Raw genomic sequence first — 26,388 nt, forward strand, 5'->3', positions numbered from 1 at the left:
ATCACGGCCTGCGGGCGTTCACCGACCCCGCCAACCCCCAAGTCCGCAGCCGCTCCCGTGCCGACCGCATTCCCGACTGGATCAGCACGACTTCCGTCGCGCCCGCGTCGAAGTAGCGCTGCAACCCCGCCTCCACCACTCGCTCGTCCCCGACCAGCGCCAGGTCCGCCGCGTGGTCCACGCCCTCCACGTCCAGGATGCGTCGGTACGACGGGATGTCGCCGTAGTACCCGAGGTGCACCGCCGCGATCTGGCGGACCGGCTCCACCTCGTCCGTCACCACCGCCGGGACCGCCGCGATCACGCGCGGCTCCGGGCGTCCCGCGTCGGCCGCCGCCTTGGTCAGGGCCGGGACGATCTGCTCCTCCAGTGCGCGGGGGCCGGCCAGGAACGGGAGGGTTCCGTCCGCCAGCTCGCCCGCCACCCGGAGCGCCTGGGGGCCCATCGCCGCCACGACGATCGGGACGTTGCCGCCGCCCGGGACCGTGGTGGGCAGGGGTGGGCAGGCCGTCAAGGTCTCCCCGTCGAACCGGGGGCGGCGGCCGCCGAAGATGTCGCGCAGCACCGTCAGGGACTCGCGCAGGGACGTGATCGGGGGTGGGTACTCGAAGCCGAACGCCGGTTCCAGGAGGCCGCGGACGCCCAGGCCCACACCCAGGGTGAAGCGGCCGCCGGTGGCCGCCTGGGCCGTCTGGGCCTGGGCGGCCAGGTGCAGCGGGTGGCGCGGGTAGAGCGGCACCACCGCCGTGCCGACCGCGATCCCCGGGACCTCGCGCCCGGCGAGGGCGGCGAGGGTCAGGGCGTCGTGGTCGAACAGCTGGGAAAACCACACCGAACGCAGGCCGGCGCCCGCGGCTTCGCGGGTCTGGGCGAGCAGCTCCTCGACGCTGTTGGCGGCCCCGGCGAGGTCGCCGGCGGGCAGGGCGGCACCGATGGTCATGGGGTTCCTCCCGGGTCAGGCTTCTTCGGGGTAATCGGACTCGCGGCGCCACGAGATCGGGCGCGGACGCGGCAGGCGGCGGTGCCCGGCGCGGCCGGTCGACCGGGCCGCCCCTTCGGGCTGGGCACGGTCGGCCGCCAGGTCGAACTGGTTGCGCCCCAACGTGATCCGCGGCGATGCCGTGCGGTTGCCGATCGACGGCACCCCGGACGGCGGAGCGAGCGGCACCGGGTCCGCGGCGACGGCGCGGGCGCGGCCGACCCCGGCGAGGACCTGGCGGACCAGTTCGTCCCAGCTCAGGCCGCCGGCCTGCTCTCCCGCAGTCAGCGCGCGGGTGATGCGGCCGGCCGCGTCGGCGAACCGGCTTTCGCGGACCGCGAGCTCGCCGAGAGAACGTTCGAGCGCGGCCTCGGCCCGCCGGTCACCCGCCGGGACCACCGCACGCAACGCCGTTTCGCCGCTTTCACGCCAGTCCGCGTACCAGCCGCGTTCGCCGGCCAGGTCGGCCACCGCCAGCGCGAGTTCCGCGCAGTAGCGGGGTTCCCCGGCGTCGGCGGCTTGGCGCACCGCGGCCAGCAGGCCGGTGTGCTCGCGGTCGTACCAGGTGCGCGGGTCGCCGGGGCCGGCCGGCACCGGTGTCCGCGCCACGCCCTCGACGGCGACGCCCCGGGCTTGGTCGGCCAGGTGCAGCCACGCGCCGAACAACCGCCGTGACGCGGCCGCGCGGGCGGGAAGTGGTTGGGCCGCCAGCAGTTCGAGCGCGAGCAGGCGGGTGAGCGACGGCAGCCGGTAGCGGCTGCCGGCGACGTCGACGAGCCGCGCGTCGACGAGGGCCTCCAGCGCGTCGGCGGCTTCGGCCGGCCCGAGGTCCGCCAGCGCCGTCGCGGACCACCCCGGCCAGCTGCCCGCGGGCAGCAGCGCCAGCCGGGCGAACAGGTCCCGCGCCGGGGGCGGCAGCTCGCCGAGGCCGCGCCCGACGGCGTCGCGGACGCCCGCGCCGAGCCGGCCCAGCCGGTCGTCGCCGGCCCGCAGCCGGGCCACCGCCTGGGCCAGGGTGCGGCCGGGCCGTGCGGCGACGTGCGTGGCGGCGCCGGTGACGGCCAGCGGCAGCCCGCCGCACAGCTCGACCAGCTCGACCGCGTCCGACAGCTCGGCCGAGACGCGGTCCTCGCCGACGAGGGCCGAGAGCAGCTCGACACCTTCCGCGCCGTCCAGCACGTCGAGTTCGGCCACGGTTACCCCGGGCCGCGCCGCCACGCGGGCGTGGGTGGTGACGAGCAGCCGGCAGCCTCGGGCGTCCGCGACGAACGGCGTGACGCGCGAGAGGTTCGCCGCGTCCTCCAGCACGGTGAGGACCCGGCGCCCGGCGAGCACGGTGCGGTACAGCGCGGCGCGGCCGTCCAGCTCGTCGGGGATCTCCGTCGCGGGTACGCCGAGGGCGTGCAGGAACCGCGCGAGCACGCCGGCGGCGTCCTCGTCGGCGAGCCGCGCGTAGAGCACCCCGTCGGGGAACGCGGGCGCGGCGCGGTGGGCGGCTTCCGCCGCCACGGCGGACTTGCCAACACCACCGCGTCCACTGAGGACGGTGACCACCGCGGCACCGGGCCCGTCGTCGGTGAGGCCGCGCCGGAGCCCGGCCAGCAGCCGCTCCTGCCCGGTGAAGTAGGGCAGCCGCGCGGGCAGCATCCGCGGCGGCGCCCAGCCGGCCGCGGGTGCCTCGCTCGACCCGGCGAGGATGTCCTGGTGCAGCTCGCGCAGCGCGGCGCCGGGCTCCAGGCCCAGCTCGTCGACGAACCGGCGGCGCACCGCCCGGTAGGCGGCGAGGGCCTCGACCCGGCGGCCGCACCGGTGCAGCGCGGTCATCAGCTGCAGCACGAACCGTTCGCGCAGCGGGTATTCCTCGGTCAGCACGGAGATCTCGCCGACGACCTCGCGGTGCAGGCCCAGCTCGAGCTCGGCGTCGAGGCAGTCTTCGAGCACCTCCACCCGCCGCTGCGCGATGCGGACCTGGTGGGCCCGCACGACGCCGCTGTCGATGCCGGTGAGCGGTTCGCCGCGCCACAGCGCCAGTGCCTCGCGGAACGCGGCGCGGGCCTCCTCCGGCCGGCGCGCCGCGCGGCCGCGGGCCACCAAGGCTTCGAACGCGTGCAGGTCCAGTTCCCCGGGCGCGAGGTCGAGGCAGTACCCGCTGCCACGCGCGGAGATCCGCTCCCCCAGCCCGGCCTTCGCCAGCGCGCGGCGCAGGGCCGACACGCAGGTCTGGACCTGGGCGCGGGCCGTCGCGGGCGGCGCGGCGCCCCACAGCGCGTCGAGCAGCACTTCCAACGGCACCACGCGGTTGCCGTTGAGCAGCAGCAGCGCGAGCACGACCTGCTGGCGGCGGGCGGTGACCACGACCGGCTCGCGGCCGTGAACCTGCAGCAGGCCGAGGACGCGGAAGCCGGGCTCACCTTCGTTCCGGGGGTTCCGGGTGATGGAGCCCCCGGCCCGGAGCGGAGCCCCGGTTGTCACAGCGGCGCGGAGCTCGGGCGCTCCGGGTGTCGGCACGGTGGTCTGCACGGTGTTCCCTCCGGGGGTCAGACGAGGACTTCGGGCGGCGCCGGGTGCCCGAGGAAGGCGGTGGGGCTGGCGGTCAGGCCGTACGCGCCGGCCTGGAAGATCGCGATCAGGTCGCCGATCGCCGCGCCGGGCAGGGAAACCCGGTCGCCGAGCAGGTCGAGCGGGGTGCACAGGCAGCCGACCACGGTGACCGTCTCTTCGGGGCCGCCGGGCGCGGACGCCAGTTCCAGCGGGTAGTTGCGCCGGATGGCCTGGCCGAAGTTGCCGGAGGCGGCCAGCTGGTGGTGCAGGCCCCCGTCGACGACGAGGAACGTCGTGCCGCGCGAGACCTTCCGGTCGACCACGCGTGTGAGGTACACCCCGGCCTCGCCGACGAGGTAGCGGCCGAGCTCGATCACCACGCGGGCCTCGGGCAGCGCGGGCCGCAGCGAGACGTCCAGGAGTTTCGCCAGGTTCTCGCCGACCTCGTCGAGGTCCAATGCCGTGTCGCGGGCGGTGTAGGGGATGCCGAAGCCGCCGCCGAGGTTCACCGACCGCACCGGGCCGGGCGCCGACTCGGCGAGCTGCAGGACCAGGTCGACCGTCGCGCGCTGGGCTTCGCAGAGGCTTTCCGCGCGCAGGTTCTGGGAGCCGGCGAAGACGTGGAAGCCCTGGAAGTCGAGGCCCGCGGCGCCGACTTCGGCCAGCACGGCGGGGACGCGCTCGGCGTCGATGCCGAACTGCTGCGGGCCGCCGCCCAGGCGCATGCCGGACCCGCGGACGGCGAAGTCCGGGTTGACCCGCAGCGCCACGCGCGGGGTGAGGCCGAGGCGGTCGCCGGCCTCGCGCACGCGGGCCAGTTCGGTGGTGGACTCCAGTTCGACCGTGACGCCGGCGGCGACCGCGCGGGCCAGCTCGGCGGCGGTCTTGCCCGGTCCGGCGAAGCTGATCCGTCCGGGCGGGACGGTCGTGTCGAGCGCCTGCCGCAGTTCCCCGGCCGAGGCGACGTCGAGGCCGTCGACCAGGCCGCTGAGGTGGTGCAGCAACGCGGGCATCGGGTTGGCCTTGACCGCGTAGCTCAGCTCGACGCCGTCGGGCAGCGCGGCCCGCACCCGCTCGACGCGGGTGGTGACGAGCGAGCGGTCGTAGGCGAAGAAGGGGGTGGTGCCGACCCGCGCCGCGAGCCGGTCCACGGGCACGCCGCCCACGGTGAGCACACCGCCGGCGCGGCGATGCGGCGCCGCCGCGGCTTCCGTCGTGTTCGCCATCGCTTTCCTTTTCTTCGAGCACGGGGAAATAGCAACCGGGAAATGCGCCACCGGCACTTCTCCGGCGGCACGGGACCACTGAAGCAACTACCCACCCACCCGGACATGGGTAGTCCTCACCCAGATTCGGCGCCCGCCTGGGGAAGGGGGCACCCAGGTGTACCTGCCGTGTCCGGACGGTCACTCCGGTGGCATCACCCATACCGGACCGAAAGCACATTTACGCAGGTCAGCGCGATTGACCACGCCGTTCGGCGCAGTCACCCACCCCCGCTGCTCCAGGCGGGTGGCCCGCTGCCGGTGGCAGCTTCCTGCCGTCGCCTGCCTGCCACCGCCGGCCCCGGAAACACCCCTTGACGAACGGGGTGCGCAGCCCGCACGATCGGAATCCACCGGCCGCCGGGCAATTCCGGCGACAACCGTCAGCGCCACCCGCATTCCCCGATTTCCGGATCCCTTCCGACGATGGGTGAACTATGTCTTCCCTGCCTGCTCCCGGTGAGCCGATCGCGGTGGTCGGCATGTCCTGCCGGCTGCCCGGCGCCCCCGCCCCGGCGCGGCTGCGCCGGCTGCTGGCCGAGGGCCGCGAGGCCGTCGGCGAGGTCCCGCCGGGCCGGTGGACGGACGGCGACGGCGCCGGGCGCGGCGGCTTCGTGTCCGATGTGGACGGCTTCGACGCCCCCTTCTTCGGCGTCTCCCCGCGCGAGGCCGCGGCGATGGACCCGCAGCAGCGGCTGGTGCTGGAACTGGCTTGGGAAGCCTGCGAGGACGCCCGGATCGCCCCCGGCACGCTGCGTGGCAGCGGCACCGCCGTGGTGGTCGGCGCGATCGCCGTCGACTACGCGCTGCTGCACGACCGCCTCGGCGCCGGCCCGCACACGCTCACCGGCACCCACCGCAGCCTGATCGCGAACCGCGTCTCCTACCTGCTCGGCCTGCGCGGCCCGAGCCTGACCGTCGATTCGGGACAGTCGTCGTCGCTGGTGGCCGTGCACCTGGCGGCCGAGCAGCTGCGCCGCGGCACCGCGGCCGTCGCGCTCGCCGGCGGGGTCAACCTCAACCTCCTGCGAGCGGGCACCGAAACCGTGGACCGGTTCGGCGCGCTGTCCCCGCAGGGCCGCTGTCACACCTTCGACAGCCGCGCCGACGGGTACGTCCGCGGCGAGGGCGGCGGCCTGGTCGTCCTCAAGCCGCTGAGCGCGGCGCTCGCGGACGGCGACCGCGTCCACGCGGTCCTGCTGGGCGGCGCGGTCAACAACGACGGCGGCGGCGCGGGCCTCACCGTGCCGCGGGCCGAGGCGCAGACCGAGGTGATCCGGCTGGCCTGCGCCGACGCCGGAATCGCCCCGGCCGACGTCCAGTACGTCGAGCTGCACGGCACCGGCACGCCGGTCGGCGACCCGATCGAGGCCGAAGCCCTCGGCGCCGCGTTCGCCGGGGAGCGCCCGGAGCCGCTGCCGGTCGGGTCGGTGAAGACCGTCCTCGGCCACCTCGAAGGCGCCGCCGGCGTCGCCGGGCTGCTGAAAGTCCTGGTGTGCCTGCGGGAACGCCGGCTGACCCCGAGCTTGAACTTCGGCACGCCGAACCCGGCCATCCCGTTCGGGGCGCTCAACCTCGAAGTCGTGCGGGAGGCCCGGCACTGGCCGCGGCCGCAGGACCGGCTCGTCGCCGGAGTCAGCTCGTTCGGCGTCGGCGGCACCAACTGCCACCTCATCCTGGCCGAAGCGCCGCCGGTTCCCCCGCTCGAGGACGTCGCCGCCGACGACGTCCCCCTGGTGCTCTCGGCCCGCTCGGCCGCCGCCCTGCCGGCGCAGGCCCGGGCGCTCGCCGAGCACCTGGCCGAGCACCCGGATCTCGCCCACGGCGACGTCGCCCGGTCGCTGCTGCGCACCCGGGAGCTGTTCGAGCACCGCGCGGTCGTGTTCGGCGACCTCGCGTCGCTGGCCGCCGGCACGCCGTCGGAAAACGTCGTGACCGGGCGGACCGTCGACGGCGCCGACGTGCTCGTGTTCCCCGGCCAGGGTTCGCAGTGGCCGGACATGGCCCGTGCGCTGCTGCGCGACTCGCCCGTGTTCGCCCGCCGGCTGGCGGAGTGCTCGGCCGCGCTCGCGGAGTTCGTGGACTACGACCTCCTGGCGGACCTGCGCGCCGGCACCGCCGACCTCGGCCGCGTCGACGTCGTGCAGCCCGCGCTGTGGGCGGTGATGGTGTCGCTGGCGGACGTCTGGCGCGACGCGGGGCTGACGCCGTCGATCGTGGTCGGGCACTCCCAGGGCGAGATCGCCGCCGCCACCGCGATCGGCGCGCTGTCGCTGGCCGACGGCGCCCGGGTGGTCGCCCTGCGCAGCCGGGTGATCGCCGGGATGCCGCGCGGCGGCGGGATGCTGTCCGTGGGCGCGCCCGAGGACGTCGTCCGGCCGCTGCTGGCCGGCGAGGTGTCGGTGGCCGCGGTCAACGGGACGCGGTCCGTGGTGCTGTCCGGTCCGGCCGGCGCACTGGCGGCGTTGCACGCCACGCTCACCGAAGCCGGGTATCGCGCGAAGATCCTGCCGGTCGACTACGCGTCGCACTCGGCGGCCGTGGACCCGCTGCGGGAGGAGATCCTGCGGCTCCTGGCCCCGGTGCGCCCGGTGTCCGTTCCGGTCACCTTCGTCTCCGCGCTCACCGGCGAGCCCTTCGACACCGCCGGGCTCGACGCCGGGTACTGGTTCGAAAGCCTGCGTCGTCCGGTCCGGTTCGCGCAGGCGACCGCCGGGGCGCTGGCCGCCGGCGGCGCGCGGTTCGTCGAGTGCAGCCCGCACCCGGTGCTGCTCGGCAGCATCGAGGAGACGGCCGAAGCCTGCGACCGCACGGTGGCCGTCGTCGGCACGCTTCGCCGGGACGACGGCGGCCGGCTGCGGCGCAGCTTCGCCGAAGCGTTCGTCGCCGGCGCGGGCGTGCGGTGGGAGGTGCCGGGCGAGCGTCTGGTCGACTTGCCGACGTACGCCTTCCAGCGGACCCGGCACTGGCTCGGCGAAGAGGTGGCGGCCGCCCCGGTCGCCGTCGATCCGACGCAGGTCGCGAACCTCGTGCTCGCCACCGCCGCGGCCGTCCTGGGCCACGCCGACGTCGCCGGCATCGACCCCGCGTGCACGTTCAAGGACCTCGGGTTCGACTCGGTGAGCGTGGTGGAGCTGCGCACCCGGCTGCAGACGGCCACCGGGCGCAAGCTGCCGACCACGCTGTTGTTCGACTTCCCGACGCCGGCCCACCTGATCACGCACCTGCGTGCCCGGCCGGGCGACGCCCCTCGTTCGGAGGACATCGCGCCGCGGCAGGGTGACCCGATCGCGATCGTCGCGATGGGCTGCCGCTTCCCGGGCGGCATCACCTCCCCCGCCGAGCTGTGGGACCTGGTTTCGACCGGCGGCGAGGCCGTCACCGAGCTGCCCGCGAACCGCGGCTGGGACCTCGACACGCTCCTCGGCGAGGCCGGCCCCGGCTCGTGCGCCACCCGCTTCGGCGGCTTCCTGCACGACGCCGACCGGTTCGACCCGGCGTTCTTCGGCCTGAGCCCCCGCGAAGCCCTGGCGATGGACCCGCAGCAACGCGTACTGCTGGAGATCAGCCACGAGGCGATCGAGCGCGCCGGGCTCGGCTCCCTCGCGGGGACCGACACCGGGGTGTTCGTCGGCGCGATGGCCATGGACTACGGCCCCCGCCTGCACGAGCCGACCGGGCTCGTCGACGGCCACCGCCTCACCGGCACGTCCCCGAGCGTGGCGTCCGGCCGGATCGCCTACACCTACGGGCTGCGCGGGCCGGCGCTCACGATCGACACGGCGTGCTCGTCGTCGCTGGTCGCGATCCAGCTGGCCGCCGACGCGCTGCACCGCGGCGACTGCTCACTGGCCCTCGCCGGCGGCGTCACGGTGATGGCCGCGCCGGGCAACCTGGTGGACTTCACGCGTCAGAACGGCCTTTCGGCCGACGGCCGCGCCAAGGCGTTCTCCGCGGACGCCGACGGCACGGCGTTCGCCGAGGGCGCGGGCATGCTGGTGCTGGAGCGCCTGTCGGACGCCCGCCGCCACGGCCACCCGGTATTGGCCCTCCTGCGCGGCGGCGCCACCGGTTCGGACGGCGCCAGCAACGGCCTCACCGCGCCGAACGGCCAGGCGCAGCAACAGGTGATCCGCCGCGCCCTGTCCGCGGCCGGACTGTCCACTCGGGACGTGGACGTGGTCGAGGCCCACGGCACCGGAACGGCACTGGGCGACCCGATCGAGGCGCACGCGCTGCTGGCCACGTACGGCCAGGACCGCGAGACACCGCTGTGGCTGGGGTCGCTGAAGTCCAACATCGGCCACACCCAGGCCGCGGCCGGGGTCGCCGGGGTGATCAAGATGGTCGAGGCCCTGCGGCACGACACGATCCCGCGCACGCTGCACGCCGAGCTGCCGAGCCGGCACGTGGACTGGGCGAGCGGCCGGGTGGAGGTGCTGTCGGCAGCGCAGGCATGGCCGGACCACGGCCGCCCGCGGCGGGCGGCGGTGTCGAGCTTCGGCATCAGCGGGACGAACGCGCACGTGCTGCTGGAGGCGGCGCCGGCCGGGGCAGAGCACGGTCGGGCGGCCGACGGCGAAACCGCCGCGCCGGCCGGAACCCCGGTGCCCGCCCAGCCGCTGGTCTGGCCCCTCCACGCCCACACCGACACAGCCCTCCGCACCCAAGCCGCCCGGCTGCGCACCTACGCCGAAACCGCCACCGATCGCGACCTCGGCGCCACCGGTGCGGTCCTCGCGCGCCGTCGTCCCGGGGCCTGCCGCGCCGTCGTCGTCGCCGAAAACCGGGCCGAGCTGGTCGCCGCCCTGGCCGCTCTCGCCGATGGCGCCCCCCACCCCGCACTCGTCGCCGGTACCGCCGCCGGCGACACCAAGGCCGTGTTCGTCTTCCCCGGCCAGGGCGCCCAATGGCCCGGCATGGCCGCCGAACTGCTGGCCGCCGACAGCACCTTCGCGCGGCTGCTCACCGATGCCGCCGAGGCGCTGCTGCCCCACACCGGGTGGTCGGTGCTCGACGTGCTCACCGGCGCCGAGGGCGCGCCGGGCCTCGAGGGGACCGATGTCGTGCAGCCCGTGCTGTTCGCCGTCATGGTCGCCCTCGCCGGACTGTGGCAGGCCGCCGGGGTCGACCCGGCTGCGGTGGTCGGCCACTCCCAAGGCGAGCTCGCCGCGGCGGTCGTGGCCGGGGCGCTGCCGCTCGCCGACGCCGCCCGGATCATCGCCGTCCGCAGCCGGCTCCTGACCGCCGAGCTGGACGGCACCGGTGGCATCCTCGCCGTCGGCCTGCCGGTGGCGCAGGTGCGGGAGCGGCTCGCGCCGTGGGAAGGACGCCTGTGGCCGGCCGTGGACAACGGCCCCACGGGGACCGTGGTCGGCGGCGACCTGGCCGCCATCGAGGAGTTCGCGGCGGCCTGCACCGACGTCCAGATCCGCCGCACGCCGGTGGCGTACGCGGCGCACACCCCGCACGTCGAGGCGGTCCGCGACGCCCTCGTCGCCGAGATCGGCGAGCTGGCGCCCACCGACACCGCGACCACGATCTGCTCTTCGTGCACCGGCGGCTTCCTGCCGGGCTCGGAGCTGACCGCGGGCTACTGGTACCGCAACCTGGCCGAGCCGGTCCGGTTCGACGCCGCCGTCCGCGCCTTCGCCGGCTACCGGCGGCCGCTGTTCGTCGAGGTCAGCCCGCACCCCATCCTCGCCGGCGCGGTGCAGGAAATCCTGACCGACGCCGGGATCGACGGCACCGCCGTCGGCACCCTGCGCCGCGGGGAAGGCGGCCACCGGCGGTTCCTCCTCGCCCTCGCCGCGGCGCACGTCCGGGGCGCCGGCGTGGACTGGCCGCGGCTGCTCGGCCCGGTCACCCACCACCCGGACGTCCCGACCTCGGCGTTCGACCGGCAGCGCTACTGGCTCACCGACGGCGAAACCGGCCTGCTCGGCACCCCCACCCCGGTCGCCGACGGCGACGGCGTGGTCGCCACCGGCCGGCTCTCGCTCACCTCGCGGCCGTGGCTGGCCGGGCACGCCGTCCGCGGCACGGTCCTGTTCCCCGGCACCGGGTTCGCCGAGCTGGCCCTCGAAGCCGCGGCCGGCGGGAGCGTCGAGGACCTGACGCTGGAAGCCCCGCTGGCGCTGCCCGCCTCGGGCGTGGTCGAGGTCCAGGTCGGTCTCGGCGGCGCGGACGAGGACGGCCGCCGCCCGCTGACCGTCCACTCGCGACTCGGCGACGGCCCGTGGACGCGGCACGCCACCGGCGCGGTGAGCCCGGAGCAGGCACCCGTCACGCCCCAGCCCGTCTGGCCGCCCCTCGGAGCGGAGCCGGTCGACCTCGACGGCGCCTACGCGCGGCTCGCCGACCGCGGGTACGGATACGGGCCGGCGTTCCGGGGCCTGACCGCGCTGTGGCGCGACGGCGACGACCGGTACGTCGAGGTGGACCTGCCCGCCGAGGGCGAGTTCACCGCCCACCCCGCGGTGCTCGACGCCGTGCTGCACGCGCTCGTGCTCGACGGCACCGAGCTGCTGCTGCCGTTCTCCTTCGGCGGCCTGCGCATCACCGCACCCCTTCCGGGTTCGGTGCGGGCCCGGCTCTCCGGCTCGGCGACGACCGGCGTCGAAGTCACCCTCTACGACACCGCGGGCACCCCGCTCGGCGGCGTCGAGTCGCTCCTGCTGCGGCCCGCCGCCAAGACCGAAGCGACCGCGGAGCTTTACCGCGTCGAATGGACGCCGGCCCCGGTGGACGGCGGCGCCGACCGGGAGTGGACGGTGATCGGCACCGAGCTGCCGGAGGCCGTCCCGCCCGTCGTGCTGACCACCGCGCACGAGCTGCCCGCCGTGCTGGACCTCGTGCAGCGCTGGCTGCTCGACCCGCGCTGCGACGGCTCGAAACTGGTGTTCCTGCAGGACCCGGCCTCGCCCGAAGGTGCCCCGGTGTGGGGCCTGCTGCGCTCGGCGACCGCCGAGCACCCCGGCCGCTTCGCCCTCGCCGGTGCCCGCCCCGGCGCCCCGCTCGCCGCGGCGCTCGACGCCGGCGAGCCGCAGTTCGCCGTCCGTGACGGCGCGGTGCTCGTGCCCCGGCTGGCGCGCTACGCCGCCGAACCCTCCACAGTGGACTTCGGCGGCGGCACGGTCCTGGTGACCGGCGGCACCGGCGGGCTCGGCACCCTGGTGGCCGAGCGGCTGGTGACCACCCACGGCGTCCGCGACCTGCTGCTGGTCTCGCGCCGCGGTGGCGAACTCCCGGCCCGGCTGGCCGGGCTGGACGCCCGGGTCCGGGTGGTGGCGGCCGACGTCGCCGACCGCGCCGCCCTTTCCGCGGTGCTGGCCGGCGAAGCGCTCACCGGGGTCGTCCACGCGGCCGGGGTCCTCGACGACTCGACCATCACCGGGCTCACGAAGGCCCAGCTGGAAACCGTACTGCGGCCGAAGCGCGACGCCGCCTGGCTGCTGCACGAGCTCACGGCGGACCAGCCCCTCGCCGCGTTCGTGCTGTTCTCGTCGGTCGCCGGCGTGCTCGGCAACCGCGGCCAGGCGAACTACGCCGCCGCCAACGCGTCCCTCGACGCGCTGGCGGAGTACCGGGCGGCGCGCGGGCTGCCGGGCGTGTCGATCGCGTGGGGCCTGTGGGACACGGCCACCGGCATGACCGCCGCGATGACCGCCACCGACCGCACGCGGCTGACCGGCGTCCGGCCGATCACCGAGGCGCAGGGGCTGGCCGCGTTCGACGCCGCCCTCGGGCTTTCCGGCACGGTGGTGGCGTCCACTTGGGACACCGCGGCGCTGCGGTCGGCCGGCGAAATCCCCGCCGTACTGCGGAGTCTCGTGCCGGTGCGCCGCACGGTCGCCGCCGCCCCGGTCGCGAGCGGGCTGCCCGGCCGGCTCGCCGGGCTGGACCGGGAAACCGCGGCCGCGACGGTGACCGGGTTCGTCCGCACGGAGGTCGCCACCGCGCTCGGGCACCGGTCGCCGGCGTCGGTCGAGGTGGCGAAACCGTTCAGCGAGCTGGGGATCGACTCGCTGACGTCGGTGGAGCTGCGCAACCGCATCGGCGCCGGGACCGGGCTGCGGCTGCCCGCGTCCCTGCTGTTCAACCACCCGACCGTCGAGCTGCTGGCCGCGCACCTGCTCGGCGAGCTGCTCCCGCCGCCGCCGGATCCCGCGCAGCGGCTGCGCGAGACGCTCGGCGAAGTCCTGCCGGGCGCCGGCGCCGAAGACCGCGATCGGCTGGCGGAGGTGCTGCGGGAGGCCCTGGACGGGCTCGGCGCGGACGAACCGGCGCTCGACCTCGCCTCGGACGACGAGCTCTTCGCCTTCATCGACAAGCTGTGATCTTCTGCGAACGGATAGGGGTTCGATCATGACCGGCGAAGACAAGCTTCGCGACTACCTGAAGCGGGCGACGGTCGAGCTCGCGGGCGCGCGCCGCCGGCTGGCCGAGTACGAGGCGCGCGAGAGCGAGCCCATCGCCGTGATCGGCATGTCCTGCCGGTTCCCCGGCGCGCCGGACGTCGGCGCGTACTGGAAGCTCCTTCGCGAGGGCCGGGCCGCCGAGGTCGGCGACGTCCCGGACGGCCGGTTCGGCCACGTGCCCGGCACCACCGGCCGCCGCGGCGCGTTCCTGTCCGGAGTGGACGGCTGGGACGCCGGGTTCTTCGGCTACGCCCCGCAGGAGGCGCTGCGGATGGACCCGCAGCAGCGGCTGCTGATGGAGCTGGCGTGGGAGGCGATGGACGACGCGGGCACCCCGGCGCCGCGGCTGCGCGGCAGCCGCACCGGCGTGCTGCTCGGGTTTTCCGACGCGTTCCAGTACGGCCAGGTGGAGGCGGAACGCGAAGGCACCGGCGTGTACGCGGACCCGTACATGGGCCAGGGCAGCCTCGCCAGCGTCGTCGCCGGACGGCTGGCCTACCACTTCGACCTGCGCGGGCCGGCGTTCTCGCTGGACACGGCGTGTTCGTCGACGCTGGTCGCGGTGCACCTCGCGGCCCGCGCGCTGCGGGCCGGCGAGTGTGACTACGCGCTGGCGGGCGGCGGGTTCCTGGCGTTGCACCCGTTCCTGTACGTCTACAGCAGCCGCAACGCGCTGCTGTCGCCGACCGACCGCTGCCACACGTTCGACACGAGCGCGGACGGCTACATGATGGGCGAGGGCGGCGGGATGGTGGTGCTGGCCCGCCTGTCCGACGCGCTGCGCGACGGCCACCGCATCCGCGCGGTGATCCGCGGCTCGGCGGTCAACCAGGACGGCCGCAGCAACGGCCTGACGGCACCGAACCGCAGCGCCCAGGTCGACGTGATCCGCCGCGCCCTTTCCGACGCCGGCGCCGCCCCGGCCGACGTCGACTTCCTGGAGGCACACGGTTCGGGCACGCCGCTCGGCGACGAGATCGAGCTGGGCGCGCTGAGCGACGTGTTCGGCGAACGCCCGGTCTCCCGGCCGCTCACGGTCGGAGCCGTGAAGACCAACATCGGCCACACCCACACCGCGGCGGGGATCGCCGGGCTGATCAAGACGGTGCTCGTGCTGGAGAACGGCGAAGTGCCGCCGAACCTGCACATGACCGACCCGGCGGAGCAGGTGCTGGCGAACTCGGCCGTGCGGCCGTCGACCGGGCTGGCTCCCCTGCCGGAGTGCGGCCGCCCGGCGGTGGCGGGCGTGAGTTCGTTCGGCTGGTCGGGCACGAACGCCCACCTGGTGCTGGAAGCCGCGCCTTCCGAGGTGCGAGCGGAGCCTGAGGCGGTCGCCGAGCTGATCCCGGTCTCGGCCGCGTCGGCGGCCGCGCTGCGCGCGCAGCTGACGAGGCTCGGCGAGAGCACCGATGTGCCGCTGGCCGACCTCGCCCACACCCTCCGCGAAGGCCGCGCCCACCTCGACCACCGCCGGGCCGTCGTCGCCACCGGTCTCGGCGACGCCGCCCGGCAGCTCACCGCCGCCGCGCAGCGCCCCGGCGTCCACCGCAAGCCCGGGAAGCCGAAGGTCGCCTTCCTGCTCCCCGGCGTCGGGGACCAGTACCGCGGCCTGGCCACCCAGCTCTACCGCGACGAGCCCGTCTTCGCCCAGGCCATCGACGAGTGCTGCACCATCGCCGCCGGCCGGTGCGGGATCGACCTGCGGGCCGCGTTCTTCGCCGAACCGCGAGCCACCGAAGCAGCGTTCTTCGGCAGCAGCCCGGAAGACGAACTCCTCGACCGCGCCGAAGTCGCCCACCCGTTCCTCTTCGCCGTCGAGTACGCCCTCGCCCGGCTCCTCGCCGACCGCGGTGTCCAGCCGGACCTGCTCGTCGGGTACAGCCTCGGCGAGTACGTCGCCGCCTGTCTCGCCGGGGTCTTCACCCTGGCCGACGCGCTGTACGTCGTCACCGGGCGGGCCCGGCTGATCGGGCGCGCGCCCGCCGGGCGGATGCTCGCCGTCGCCGCCTCCGCCGACCAGGTCGCCGAGGCGCTCAAGGACACCAGGACGGACGTCGCCGCGCTCAACGGCCCGCAGATGACCGTCCTCAGTGGATCGCCGGAGGACGTCGAAGCGGCAGCCGGGCACCTGAAAGCCGCCGGGCTGGCCGCCCGGACCCTGCGCTCGGCGCACCCGTTCCACTCCACCCTCCTGGAACCCGCGCGCGCGGAACTGGCCGAGCTGGTCGCCTCCGTGCCCCGGCAGGCGCCGCGGATCCCGCTCGTTTCGAACACCACCGGCACCGTCCTCACCGACGACGAAGCGATCGATCCGCAGTACTGGGCCGGCCACCTCTGCCGGCCGGTGCGGTTCGCCGACGGTGTCCGGCACTGCGCGAGCGAGGACGTCGACGGCTACGTCGAGCTCGGCCCCGGCCAGACTCTGGGCGGCCTCGTCCGCCAGAACCAGCCCGACGCCCGCCCCGCCGTGTTCGGCACCCTCCCCGCGCCCTGGCCCGTCGAAAACCGGCCCGCCGAAGGCCTCGCGCTCCTGGAAACCCTCGCGCGGCTGTGGGAGCTCGGCGTCGACGTCAAGGTGGGGCAGAACGGCGGCCGCACCGTCAGCCTCCCCGGCTACCCCTTCCAGCGCACGAAGTTCTGGCCCCAGGCGACCGCCACCCACGCCGGGCCGGTCGAGGAAGCCGGCCGGCTCTACGTCCCGGTCTGGCGGCTCGACCCCACCCGGCCCACGACCGGCCCGCAGGGCTCGCTGATCACCACGAACGGCGACCTCGCCGCGCTGGCCGCGAAGGCGGGGATGACCGTCGGCACCGACCCGGCGAAGCTGCCGCAGCCGGTGCACGTCGTCCACGACGGCGGCTTCGACGAGCTCCTGCGGACCGTCCAGGCCCTGGACGGCCACGACGTCCGGCTCCTGACCGTCACCACCGGCGCGGCCGAGATCACCGGCGGCGACCTGACCGACCCGGACGCCGCCCGGGTGCACGGCCTCGGCCGCGGCGTCCGCGCCGAGTACCCCGGCCTGCGGTGGCGCGGCGTCGACGTCGAACCCGGCACCCCGGCCCAGCACCTCCTCGACGAACTCGCCCGGCCGTGGACCGGCGACCCCGCCACCGAACCGGTGCTCGCCGGCTGGCGCGGCGGACGCCGCCGGCTCCAGGAATACACCGAGATCACGCTCGACGACGTCACGCCGGACTGGGGCGGCACGCACGTGATCACCGGCGGCACCCGCGGCCTCGGCATGATCGTCGCGAAGCACCTCGCCCGCCACGGAGCCCGCCAGCTCGCCCTCGTCAGCCGCTCCGGCGAGGCGGCCCCAGCCGACCTCGCCGAGCTGCACGGAGCCGAGGTGCTGGTGCTCCGAGCCGACGCGGGCGACCCCGAGCAGCTGGCCAATGCCCTGCAGGAAGCCAAAACGCGGTTCGGCGAGCTCGACTCCGTCGTGCACGCCGCGGGCCTGCCGGGCGGCGGTCTCGCGCAGCGCCGGACCGCCGAAGACATGCACCACACGCTCGCCCCGAAGGTCGACGCGGTCCGCCCGCTCCTCGACGCCCGGCCCCGGCGCCTGGTCCTGTTCTCCTCGATCGTCACGGTCGTCGGCGGCATCGGCGAAGCCGACTACTGCGCGGCCAACAGCGTCCTCGACGCCCACGGCGCCGCACTGTCCACGGCGGACACCCAGGTGGTCACCGTCGCGTGGGGACACTGGCAGCACGACTCCTGGGCCGACGAGGCCACCGGCGAGGCCCGCCTCGCCTACCGCCGCCGCTACGGCTTCACCGCCGAAGCCGGCTGCGCCGTCCTGGACAAGCTCGCCGGTCACGGCGTCCGCGGCACGGTCGTCGCGCTGCGCCAGGACCTGCCCACGGCCCGCCGCGAGCTGGCCGCCCTCAACGACCTCGGCGGGCTGCTCGAAGCCGCGCCGGCGCCGAAATCGCGGTACCCGCGGCCGCCGTTGCGGACCGAGTACGCCGCCCCGCGCGGCGAGCTCGAGACGGACATCGCCGGCGTCTGGGGCGAATTCCTCGGCATCGACGCGGTGGGCGCGCACGACCCGTTCTTCGACCTCGGCGGCAACTCGCTGGTCGGCATGGCCATGGTGGCGGCGCTCGAGAAGCGCCTCGGCCGCCGGATCGCGCCGGCTGTGCTTTTCGGCCACCCCACCGTGGCCGCCTTCGCCGCCGCCCTGACCGACACCGACTCCGCCGCCCCGCGGGCGGCCACCACCGGATCCGCGCGGGGCCAGCGCCGCCGCCTGGCCGGCACCCGGAAATGAGGGACACCGTGACCGACACCAGCATCTCCCCCACGGACATCGCCGTGGTCGGCATGGCCGGCCGCTTCCCCGGCGCCGACGACGTCGGCGCGCTTTGGGAGACCGTGCGCGCCGGCCGCTCCGGCATCACCCGCTTCACCGACGAGGAGCTCCTGGCCGCGGGCGTCCCCGCCGACCGGCTCGGCGACCCGGCCTACGTCAAGGCGGGCGCCGTCGTGCGCGGGGTCGAGGACTTCGACGCGGGCTTCTTCGGGATCAACCCGAAGGAGGCCCAGATCCTCGACCCGCAGCACCGGCTGTTCCTGGAGCACAGCCAGCACGCGCTGGAGGACGCGGCCTGCGACCCGGCGCGGTTCGACGGCGCGATCGGCGTGTTCGCCGGCTGCGCGTGGAGCACCTACCTGACCCACAACCTCACCCCGGCCGACGCCGCGCGCGAGATGGGCGAGATCGCCCTCGCGCTCGGCAACGACAAGGACACCCTGGCCACCCGCGTGTCGCACACGCTCGGCCTGTCCGGGCCCGCGTTCAGCGTGCAGAGCGCGTGCTCGACATCGCTGGTCGCGGTGTGCGTCGCGGCGAGCAGCCTGGCGAACTTCGAATGCGACGTCGCCCTCGCCGGTGGCGTGTCGATCGGCGTCCCGCACCGCGTCGGCTACCTCTACCAGCAGGGCGGCATCGCGCCGCCGGACGGCGAGTGCCGCGCGTTCGACGCCGCGGGTCTCGGTGCCCCGCTCGGCGGCGGCGTCGGCGTGGTCGCGCTGCGCCGGCTGGAGGACGCGCTCGCCGACGGCGACCGGGTGTACGCGGTGCTGCGCGGCTGGGCGGTCAACAACGACGCCGGCCGCAAGGTCGGCTTCACCGCCCCCGGTGTCGAAGGCCAGGCCACGGTGATCGCCGAGGCGCTCGCCGCGGCCGGGCTGGAGCCCGCGGACATCGGGTACGTCGAGGCGCACGGCACGGGCACCGCGCTCGGCGACGCCGCCGAGCTCGCCGCGCTGCAGCAGGTCTTCGCGGGCCAGTCGCTGCGGATCGGCTCGGTGAAGACCAACGTCGGGCACCTCGACCGCGCCGCCGGCGTGACCAACCTGATCAAGGCTGCCCTTTCCCTGCACCACGAGGAGATCCCGCCGACACGCAACCTCGGCACGCCCAACCCGCAGCTCACCGCGGGCGACGCCGAGCTGACCGTGGTCACCGAGCGCACGCCGTGGCCGCGCACGGACACCCCCCGCCGCGCCGGCGTCAGCGCGTTCGGCATCGGCGGCACCAACGCCCACGTCGTGCTGGAGGAGGCGCCCCTTCTGGTGCCCACCGTCGCGGCGGGCCCGGAGCTGCTGGTGTGGTCGGCCCGCTCGGCCGCCGCCGCCGACGCGGCCACCGCCAACCTGGCCGCCCACCTCGAAACCTCCGGCGACGCGCTCGCCGACGTCGCCCACACGCTCCAAAGCGGACGGACGACGTTCGGGCACCGGCGGGTGCTGGTCGCCGGTTCCGCGGCCGAGGCGGCGCAAGCGCTGCGCGAGGGCGCGGTGTCCTCGTCGAGCGACGCCGGCACCGCCCGCCGCGTCGGGTTCCTGATCGCGGGCACCGGCGAGCAGTACCCGGGCCTGGCCGCCGAGCTGTACGAGACGGCGCCGGTGTTCCGGGCCGAGCTGGACCGCTGCCGCGCGCTGCTGGACCCGTCCGTGCTGGACGAGATGCTCGGCGAGCGCGAAGGCTCGGGTGGGCTGGCCGCGCTGCTGGGCCGCGCGGCCGGCACGGACCGCCCGGGCGACCGCACCGAGGTCCTGCACCCGGCGCTGTTCGCCGTCGAGTACGCGCTGGCCCAGCTCGTGCGCTCGTGGGGCGTCGAGCCGAGCGTCCTGGTCGGCTACAGCCTCGGCGAGTACGTGGCCGCGTGCCTGGCCGGGGTGCTCACCCTCGAAGACGCCCTCAAGCTGGTGGCACACCGCGCGAAGCTGATCGCCGCCCTGCCCGGCGGGGCGATGGCGGCCGTGCCGCTGCCCGCCGGCGACGTGCGCGCCCGGATCGCGGGCACGGGCCTGGACATCGCCGCGCTCAACGGCCCGCAGCTGACCGTCGTGTCCGGCACGCCGGAGGCGATCGAGGCCCTCCGCGTGTCGCTCGCCGACATCCCGTGCCGCCCCCTGGCCACCACGCACGCCTTCCACTCCCGGGAGCTCGCCGGCCTGCGCGACGAGCTGACCGCGTGGGTCGCCGCGAACGTCACCCTCTCCGCGCCCGCCATCCCCTACGTCTCGAACGTGACCGGTGAGCTGGTCACCGAGGCACCCGACGCGGCGTACTGGGCCGAGCACATGTGCGCGCCCGTCCGGTTCGACGACGCGCTGGCCACCCTGCTGGCCGACGAGGACACGGTCCTGCTGGAGCTCGGGCCGGGCCGCTCGCTGGGCGCGATGGTCCGCGGGCACCGGGCGTGCCCGCCGAAGCGCTGGGCCTCGGTGATCCCGACCCTGCCCGGCGCCGACGACCCGGTCCCCGCCACCACGGCGCTGGCCGAAGCGGCCGGACGCCTGTGGCTGGCCGGCGTCGACCTCGACTGGACCGGCGTCCGCGGCGGCCGCGACGCCCGGCGGGTGGGCCTGCCGGGGTACCCGTTCCAGCGATCGCGCTACTGGATCGACGCGCCGGGCACGGTCACCCCGGAGGTCCCGCGGCTCGCCGCCGAGCCGGACGAGCACGTCCGGCTGCTGACCCCGTCCTGGCGCCCCGCGTCCGCGCCGCCCGGTGGCACGACGGGCCGGGTGGCGATCCTGCCGGATTCTTCGGGGGTGGCGGCGGCGCTCACCGCGCTGCTCGGTGACGTGGCCGCCCCGGGCGAGGCCGACACGGTGGTCGACCTGTCGGTGCTCGACCTGGATGACGACGTGGCGGCGGTGCACGCGGTGTCCCGCACCCTCGCCACCGCAGCCGGGGACGGCTCGCGGGCGGTCCGGGTCCTGGTCGCCACCCGTGCGGGCCAGGCGGCCGGGGCCGGCCGGGTGCGCCCGGCGCAGGCGGCCGTGGCCGTGCTGCCGGTCGTCGCGAACCAGGAATACCTGAACCTGGACGCCGGCACCGTCGACCTCGACGCCACCCACACCCCCGCCGAAGCCGCTGCCGTGCTGGCCGCCGAGCTGCGCTCCCCCGGCACGCCGCTGGTGGCCTACCGCGGCGACGAGCGGCTCGTCCCCGAATACCGCCCGGCCGGACCCGCGGCCCCGCCCGCGATCCGCAAGGGCGGCAGCTACCTCATCACCGGCGGTCTGAGCGGCGTCGGGCTCACCGTCGCCGAACACCTCGTCACCCGCGGCGCCCGCCGCCTGGTGCTCGCCGGCCGCAGCGGCGGCACCGACGCCGCCGTGGCGCGGCTGCGCGCGCTGGGCGCCGACGTGCACACCCCTCGCGTGGACGTCGGCGACCCGGCCGCGGTGCGGGAGCTGCTCACCGAGCGCTTCGACGGCATCGTGCACGCGGCCGCGGACTCCGATCCGGCCGGCTTCCGCCCGCTGTCCGAAATGGACGAAGTGAGCATCGCACGGCACTTCGCCGCGAAGGTCGGGGGCGCGCGGGTACTGGGCGCGGCCCTGGCCGAGCTGCCCGCTGCGGACCGTCCCGAATGGACACTGCTGTTCTCCTCGACGTCGGCACTGCTCGGCGGAGTCACCTTCGGCAGCTACGCCGCCGCCAACGCGGCGCTGCTGGCCGAGGCCCACGGCCGTCCCGGCTGGATCGCCGCGGCCTGGGACACCTGGCCGGGCACGCTGGAGCGGCTCGACGGGCGGCTGGGTGCGTCGATGGCCCGGCACGCCATGACCCGGACGCAGGCCCTGACGGCGTTCGACCACCTCACCGCGCACGCCGGCCCGGCCGTGGTCGTGGCCGCGGGCGGGCTGGACGAGCGCCTCCCCGGCGCCGCGCCGGTGCCCGTCACCACGACGGCGGACCGGTTCCCGCGGCCCGACCTGCCCCAGCCGTACACCCCGCCGATGACGGCCACCGAACGCGGCCTCGCCGAGGTCTGGTCGGCCGTGCTGGGCGTGGAACCGGTCGGCACCCGGGACAACTTCTTCGACCTCAACGGCAACTCGCTGCTCGCCCTGCAGATGCTCGCCCTGGTCAAGGAACGCTTCGGGGTCGCGATCCCGACCGTCACGCTGTTCGAGCTGCCGACCGTCCAAGCCCTCGCCGCCACCCTCGACGAACAAGCCCCGGCGAAGGCCGTGACCCCGGCCGCGCCGGTCGTCGTCGCCGATCCGGAGGACGACGAGCTGGACCGGCACATCGCCATCGTCGGCATGGCCGGCCGGTTCCCCGGCGCGGGCACGGTCGACGAGTTCTGGCGCAACCTGTGCGACGGCGTCGAGTCGATCACCTTCTTCGGCCCCGACGAGCTGATCGCCGCCGGGGTCGACCCCGCGCAGGTCCGCGACCCGGCGTACGTGCCGGCGCGGCCGGTGCTCGACGACGTCACCGGCTTCGACGCCGCGTTCTTCGGCCTCAGCCCGCGGATGGCCGCGCTGACCGACCCGCAGCAGCGCCTGTTCCTGGAAGTTTGCTGGGAAGCTTTGGAGGGGGCGGGGTACGCGAAGCCCGGCGAACGCGGCCGGGTCGGCGTGTTCGGCGGCTGCAACCTCTCGACGTACCTGCTCGGCATCGCCGGGCAGTTCACCTCCGACGCCGACGCCAGCATCTACGAGCTGGTGATGGGCAACGACAAGGACGCGCTCACCACCACCGTGTCCTACCTGTTCGACCTGCGCGGCCCGAGCATGGCGGTGCAGACGTTCTGCTCGACGTCGCTGGTCGCGGTGCACACCGCGATGCGCAGCCTGCGGGCCGGCGACTGCGAGATGGCGCTGGCCGGCGGCGTCTCGGTCCGCGTGCCCGACCGGATCGGGCACCTGCACTCCCCCGGCGGCCAGGAGTCGCCGGACGGGCACGTGCGCACCTTCGACGCCCAGGCCCACGGCAGCATGTTCGGCGACGGCGCCACCGTCGTCGTGCTCAAGAAGCTCGGCGCGGCCCTGCGCGACGGCGACCACATCTGGTCGGTGATCCGCGGCTCGGCGATGAACAACGACGGTGCCCTCAAGGTCGGCTACACCGCGCCGAGCGTGGGCGGGCAGTCGCGGGTGATCGCCGACGCCATGGCCGACGCCCGGGTTGCGGCCGAAGACGTCGGGTACGTCGAGGCCCACGGCACCGCGACCGAGCTGGGCGACCCGATCGAGGTCGCCGCCCTGACCCGGGCATTCGGGGACACGGCCGAGAAGCAGTACTGCGCGCTGGGTTCGGTGAAGCCGAACGTCGGGCACCTCGACCGCGCCGCGGGCACGGCCGGGCTGATCAAGGCGTCCCTGGTCGTCCGCGAGGGGCTGATCCCGCCGACGCTGCACTACACCGCGCCGAACCCGGAGATCGACTTCGCGCACAGCCCGTTCCGGGTGGCCGCCGAGCTCGCGCCGTGGAACACCGACGGCGGCCGTCCCCGGATCGCCGGGCTCAACTCGCTGGGCATGGGAGGCACCAACGTGCACGTCGTCGTCGAACAGCCGCCCGACCGGCCCGCCCTGCCCCCGGGCGACCCGGACACCGAACGCCGTTACCAGGTGCTGCCGGTCTCGGCCCGCACGGCGGACGCGGCCGACGCCGCGGCCCGGCGGCTCGGCGAGCACCTGGCCGGAAATCCGGACGCACGGCTCGCCGACGTCGCGTTCACTCTGCAGGAGGGCCGCAAGACGTTCGAGCACCGGCGGGTCGTCGTGGCGTCCGATGTGGACAGCGCGGCCGCCACGCTGACCGGCGCGCCCGCCGCCCGGGTGGAGCCGGTGCAGGACCGGCCGGTGGCGTTCCTCTTCGCCGGCGTCGGCGAGCAGTACCCCGGCCTGGTCGGCGAGCTGTACCGGCGCGAGCCGGTGTTCCGCGCCCACCTCGACGAATGCCTGGAGCACCTCGACGGTGACCTCGTCACCGGGGCGCGCGGCGGCGGCCCGAGCCTGGCCGCGCTGCTGGGCCGCGCCGGGGACGAAGACCCGCGCGCCGAGCGGCTGCAGCGCACCGAACTCGCGCAGCCGCTGATGTTCGCCGTCGACTACGCCCTGGCCCGGACCCTCATGGACTGGGGGCTGCGGCCCGCCGCGATGCTCGGCTACAGCCTCGGCGAGTACGTCGCCGCCTGCCTGGCCGGCGTCCTCTCGCTGGAGGACGCCCTGGCGCTGGTCGCCAAGCGCGCGGAGCTGATCGCCGCGCTGCCGGGCGGGTCGATGGCCGCCGTCCCGCTGTCGGCCACCGAACTGAAGGCGCGCTTCGACCTCACGGATCTCGACATCGCCGCGGTGAACGGCCCGGAGCTGGTCGTGGTGGCCGGGGAGAGCACAGCGGTCGAGCGGCTCGCGCAGGACCTCCGGGGCGAAAACGTCCCGTGCCGTCCGCTGCGCACGAGCCACGCGTTCCACTCGCGGCTGCTGGCGCCGGCCGCGGCCGGGCTGACCGCGTGGATCACCGCGAACGTCACGCTCAACGCACCCGAACTGCCCTACCTGTCCAACGTCACCGGATCGCCGGCGACCGCGGACCTGGTCACGGACCCGGCGTACTGGGCCCGGCACATGTGCGAGACCGTGCGGTTCGCCGACGCGGCCACCGAACTCCTGGCCGACGAGCACCTGGCCGTCGTCGAGATCGGCCCCGGCCCGTCGCTCGGCGCGCTGCTGCGCGGGCTGAGCCCGGCGACGCGGTGGCCGATGATCACCGCCACCCTGCCCGCCGCGGACGACCCGCGGCCGGCCGACGAGGTGCTCACCGACGGCCTCGCCCGGCTGTGGCTGCTCGGCGCGACCCTCGACTGGTCGGCCTACCACGGCCGCGGCGCGGCGACACCGGTCTACCGCGGCACCGCCCCGGGCCGCGTGCCGCTGCCGACCTACCCCTTCCAGCGGCAGCGCTACTGGATCGAGGCGAAGCCGGCCACCGGGACCGCCCGGGTCGAGACACCCGCGGACGGGCCCCTGGAGGAGTTCGACCGGATCCCCCTGCTGCCGGAAGAGCAGTGGATCAGCCTGCCCACCTGGCGCCAGACCTCGGCCGCGCCCGCCGCGCCGCGGCCCGCGTCATGGCTCGTGTTCGCCCGTCCCGGCCTGGCCGAGGACGTCCTCGACGGGATCCGCCGCACCGGCGACCCGGTGACCGTGGTCCGGCCGGGCGCGGGGTACCGGCCGGGCCCGGACGCCACCGTCCGCCCCGGCGACGTCGACGACCTGCTCAAGCTCCTGCGCGACCTCAAGCGCGGCGGCACCCGCCTGGACCGGGTCGTCCACCTGTGGAACCTCGACGACGACTCCCTGCTGCTCGGCCTGCACACGCTCGTCGCGCTGGCCCGCGCCGCCGGCGAGCTGGGCCTGGGCGGCTGGACGCTCGACCTCGCCGCCACCGGCACCCAGCGCGTCCTGCACGACGGCGAGCTGCGGCCCGATGCGGCCACTCTCGTCGGCCCCAACCTGGTCATCCCGATGGAGTACCCGGGTGTGCAGACGCGGCTGATCGACGTCGACGCGGCCGCCGGCGCCGCCGCGGTGGTCGCCGAGCTGCACCGCCCGGCCCCCGGCCGCACGGTCGCGCTGCGCGGCTCGCGGCGCTGGCTGCCCGGCTACGAGGTCCTGGCACCGCAGCCGATCGAGCAGGCTCGCGAAGTCCTCCGTGACCATGGCGTCTACCTGATCACCGGCGGCCTCGGCGGGATCGGCCTGGCGATGGCCGAGCGGCTGGCCCGCGACAGCCACGCGAAACTGGTCCTGTTCGGCCGCCGCGGCCTGCCGCCGCGCGAGCGCTGGACCGGGATCGCCGACGGCACCGACGAGGTGCCCGGCACGATCCGCGACCGCGTCGCCCGCGTGCTCGAGATCGAAGCGCTGGGCGGCGAAGTGGCCGTCGTCGAAGGCGATGTCGCCGAAGAGGCGGACGTGCGGCGCGCGGTCGCCGTGGCCGTCGAGCGGTTCGGGGCGCTGCACGGCATCCTGCACACCGCGGGGGTGCCGGGCACCGGGCTGATGCAGTTCAAGGAGCCCGGCGACGCCGACCAGGTCCTCGCGCCCAAGCTGCCCGGCTCCCGGGCGCTCAGCGCGGCCACCGAAGGGCTCGACCTCGACTTCGTCGCGCTGTTCTCCTCGATCACGTCGGTCACCGGCGGTGGTCCGGGCCAGGTCGACTACTGCGCCGGCAACGCGTGGCTCGACGCCTACGCCGCTTCCCACGGCGGCCGCACGGTGTCGATCTCCTGGGGCGAGTGGACCTGGAACGCCTGGGACGAAGGGCTTTCCGGGTACGAGGAAGACATCCAGACGTACTTCCGCGAACACCGCGCCAAGTTCGGCATCGACTTCGAGCAGGGCTGGCGCACGCTGCTGCGGGCGCTGGGTTCCGGCGAACCGCACGTCGTGGTGTCCACTCAGGACCTTCCGGCGGTGACGGCCGTGGCGGCGCGGTTCAGTGTCGACGCGGTCACCTCGGCCGCGCACGGCGGCTCGACGGCCGACCGGCACCCGCGGCCCGAGCTGGTCACGCCGTTCCAGGAACCCGAAGGCGACGCCGAACGCGCCGTGGCCGAGACGTGGTGCGAACTGCTGCGCCTCGACCGCGTCGGCGCGTCGGACAACTTCTTCGAGCTCGGCGGCACGTCCCTGCTCGGCATCTCGCTGCTGGCGACGCTGCGCACCGCGTTCCCGGACGCGGAGCTGCCGCCGCACATCATCCACGAGGCCCCGACCGTCGCCGCGCTCGCGAAGATCGCCGCCGGCGGCCCGGAGATCCCCGAACCCGCTCCCGACAGCCAGGCGCAGGGACAGCTGCGCCGCTCCGGGATCAAGGCCGCGGCCGCCCGACGGCGCCGGGCCTGAAACGACA

General features: G+C 75.6%; 6 protein-coding genes. 3 read left to right on the forward strand and 3 right to left on the reverse strand.

What is annotated here, in order from left to right:
• Position 1 precedes the first annotated feature (1 nt).
• The 3 genes from C2L59_RS10905 to C2L59_RS10915 form a co-directional block, all read right to left on the reverse strand.
• Positions 2 to 940, reverse strand: a complete 939-nt coding sequence (locus C2L59_RS10905) for a TIGR03564 family F420-dependent LLM class oxidoreductase (RefSeq protein ID WP_103349404.1) — start codon at positions 938 to 940, stop codon at positions 2 to 4.
• Between the two features lie 15 nt (positions 941 to 955).
• The gene (locus C2L59_RS10910) at positions 956 to 3,451 is read right to left on the reverse strand and encodes an AfsR/SARP family transcriptional regulator (protein WP_233223411.1); all 2,496 of its coding nucleotides are present in this window, start codon (positions 3,449 to 3,451) and stop codon (positions 956 to 958) included.
• Positions 3,452 to 3,516: 65 nt separating this feature from the next.
• Positions 3,517 to 4,746, reverse strand: coding sequence for a pyridoxal-dependent decarboxylase, exosortase A system-associated (locus C2L59_RS10915; RefSeq protein WP_103349406.1), 1,230 nt, complete (start codon positions 4,744 to 4,746; stop codon positions 3,517 to 3,519).
• 476 nt (positions 4,747 to 5,222) lie between these two features.
• Between C2L59_RS10915 and C2L59_RS10920 the strand changes: the two genes are divergently transcribed.
• Genes C2L59_RS10920 through C2L59_RS10930 form a run of 3 tightly spaced genes read left to right on the forward strand, consistent with a single transcriptional unit; the run spans position 5,223 to position 26,381 of the window.
• A complete protein-coding gene (locus C2L59_RS10920; protein ID WP_103349407.1) occupies positions 5,223 to 13,124 on the forward strand; it encodes a type I polyketide synthase in 7,902 nt (2,633 codons plus the stop codon).
• Positions 13,125 to 13,152: 28 nt separating this feature from the next.
• The gene (locus C2L59_RS10925) at positions 13,153 to 17,484 is read left to right on the forward strand and encodes a type I polyketide synthase (RefSeq protein ID WP_103349408.1); all 4,332 of its coding nucleotides are present in this window, start codon (positions 13,153 to 13,155) and stop codon (positions 17,482 to 17,484) included.
• A gap of 8 nt (positions 17,485 to 17,492) precedes the next feature.
• Positions 17,493 to 26,381, forward strand: a complete 8,889-nt coding sequence (locus tag C2L59_RS10930; protein ID WP_199199008.1) for a type I polyketide synthase — start codon at positions 17,493 to 17,495, stop codon at positions 26,379 to 26,381.
• Positions 26,382 to 26,388: the final 7 nt, after the last annotated feature.

Origin of the sequence: Amycolatopsis sp. CA-128772 (assembly GCF_002904295.1) — a bacterium.
Taxonomy (GTDB): domain Bacteria; phylum Actinomycetota; class Actinomycetes; order Mycobacteriales; family Pseudonocardiaceae; genus Amycolatopsis.

Excerpts from the sequence above, each read along its gene's own strand:
- C2L59_RS10920 (WP_103349407.1), top strand. The coding sequence starts at position 5,223 with ATGTCTTCCCTGCCTGCTCCCGGTGAGCCGATCGCGGTGGTCGGCATG.
- C2L59_RS10905 (WP_103349404.1), bottom strand. The coding sequence starts at position 940 with ATGACCATCGGTGCCGCCCTGCCCGCCGGCGACCTCGCCGGGGCCGCC.
- C2L59_RS10915 (WP_103349406.1), bottom strand. The coding sequence starts at position 4,746 with ATGGCGAACACGACGGAAGCCGCGGCGGCGCCGCATCGCCGCGCCGGC.
- C2L59_RS10925 (WP_103349408.1), top strand. The coding sequence starts at position 13,153 with ATGACCGGCGAAGACAAGCTTCGCGACTACCTGAAGCGGGCGACGGTC.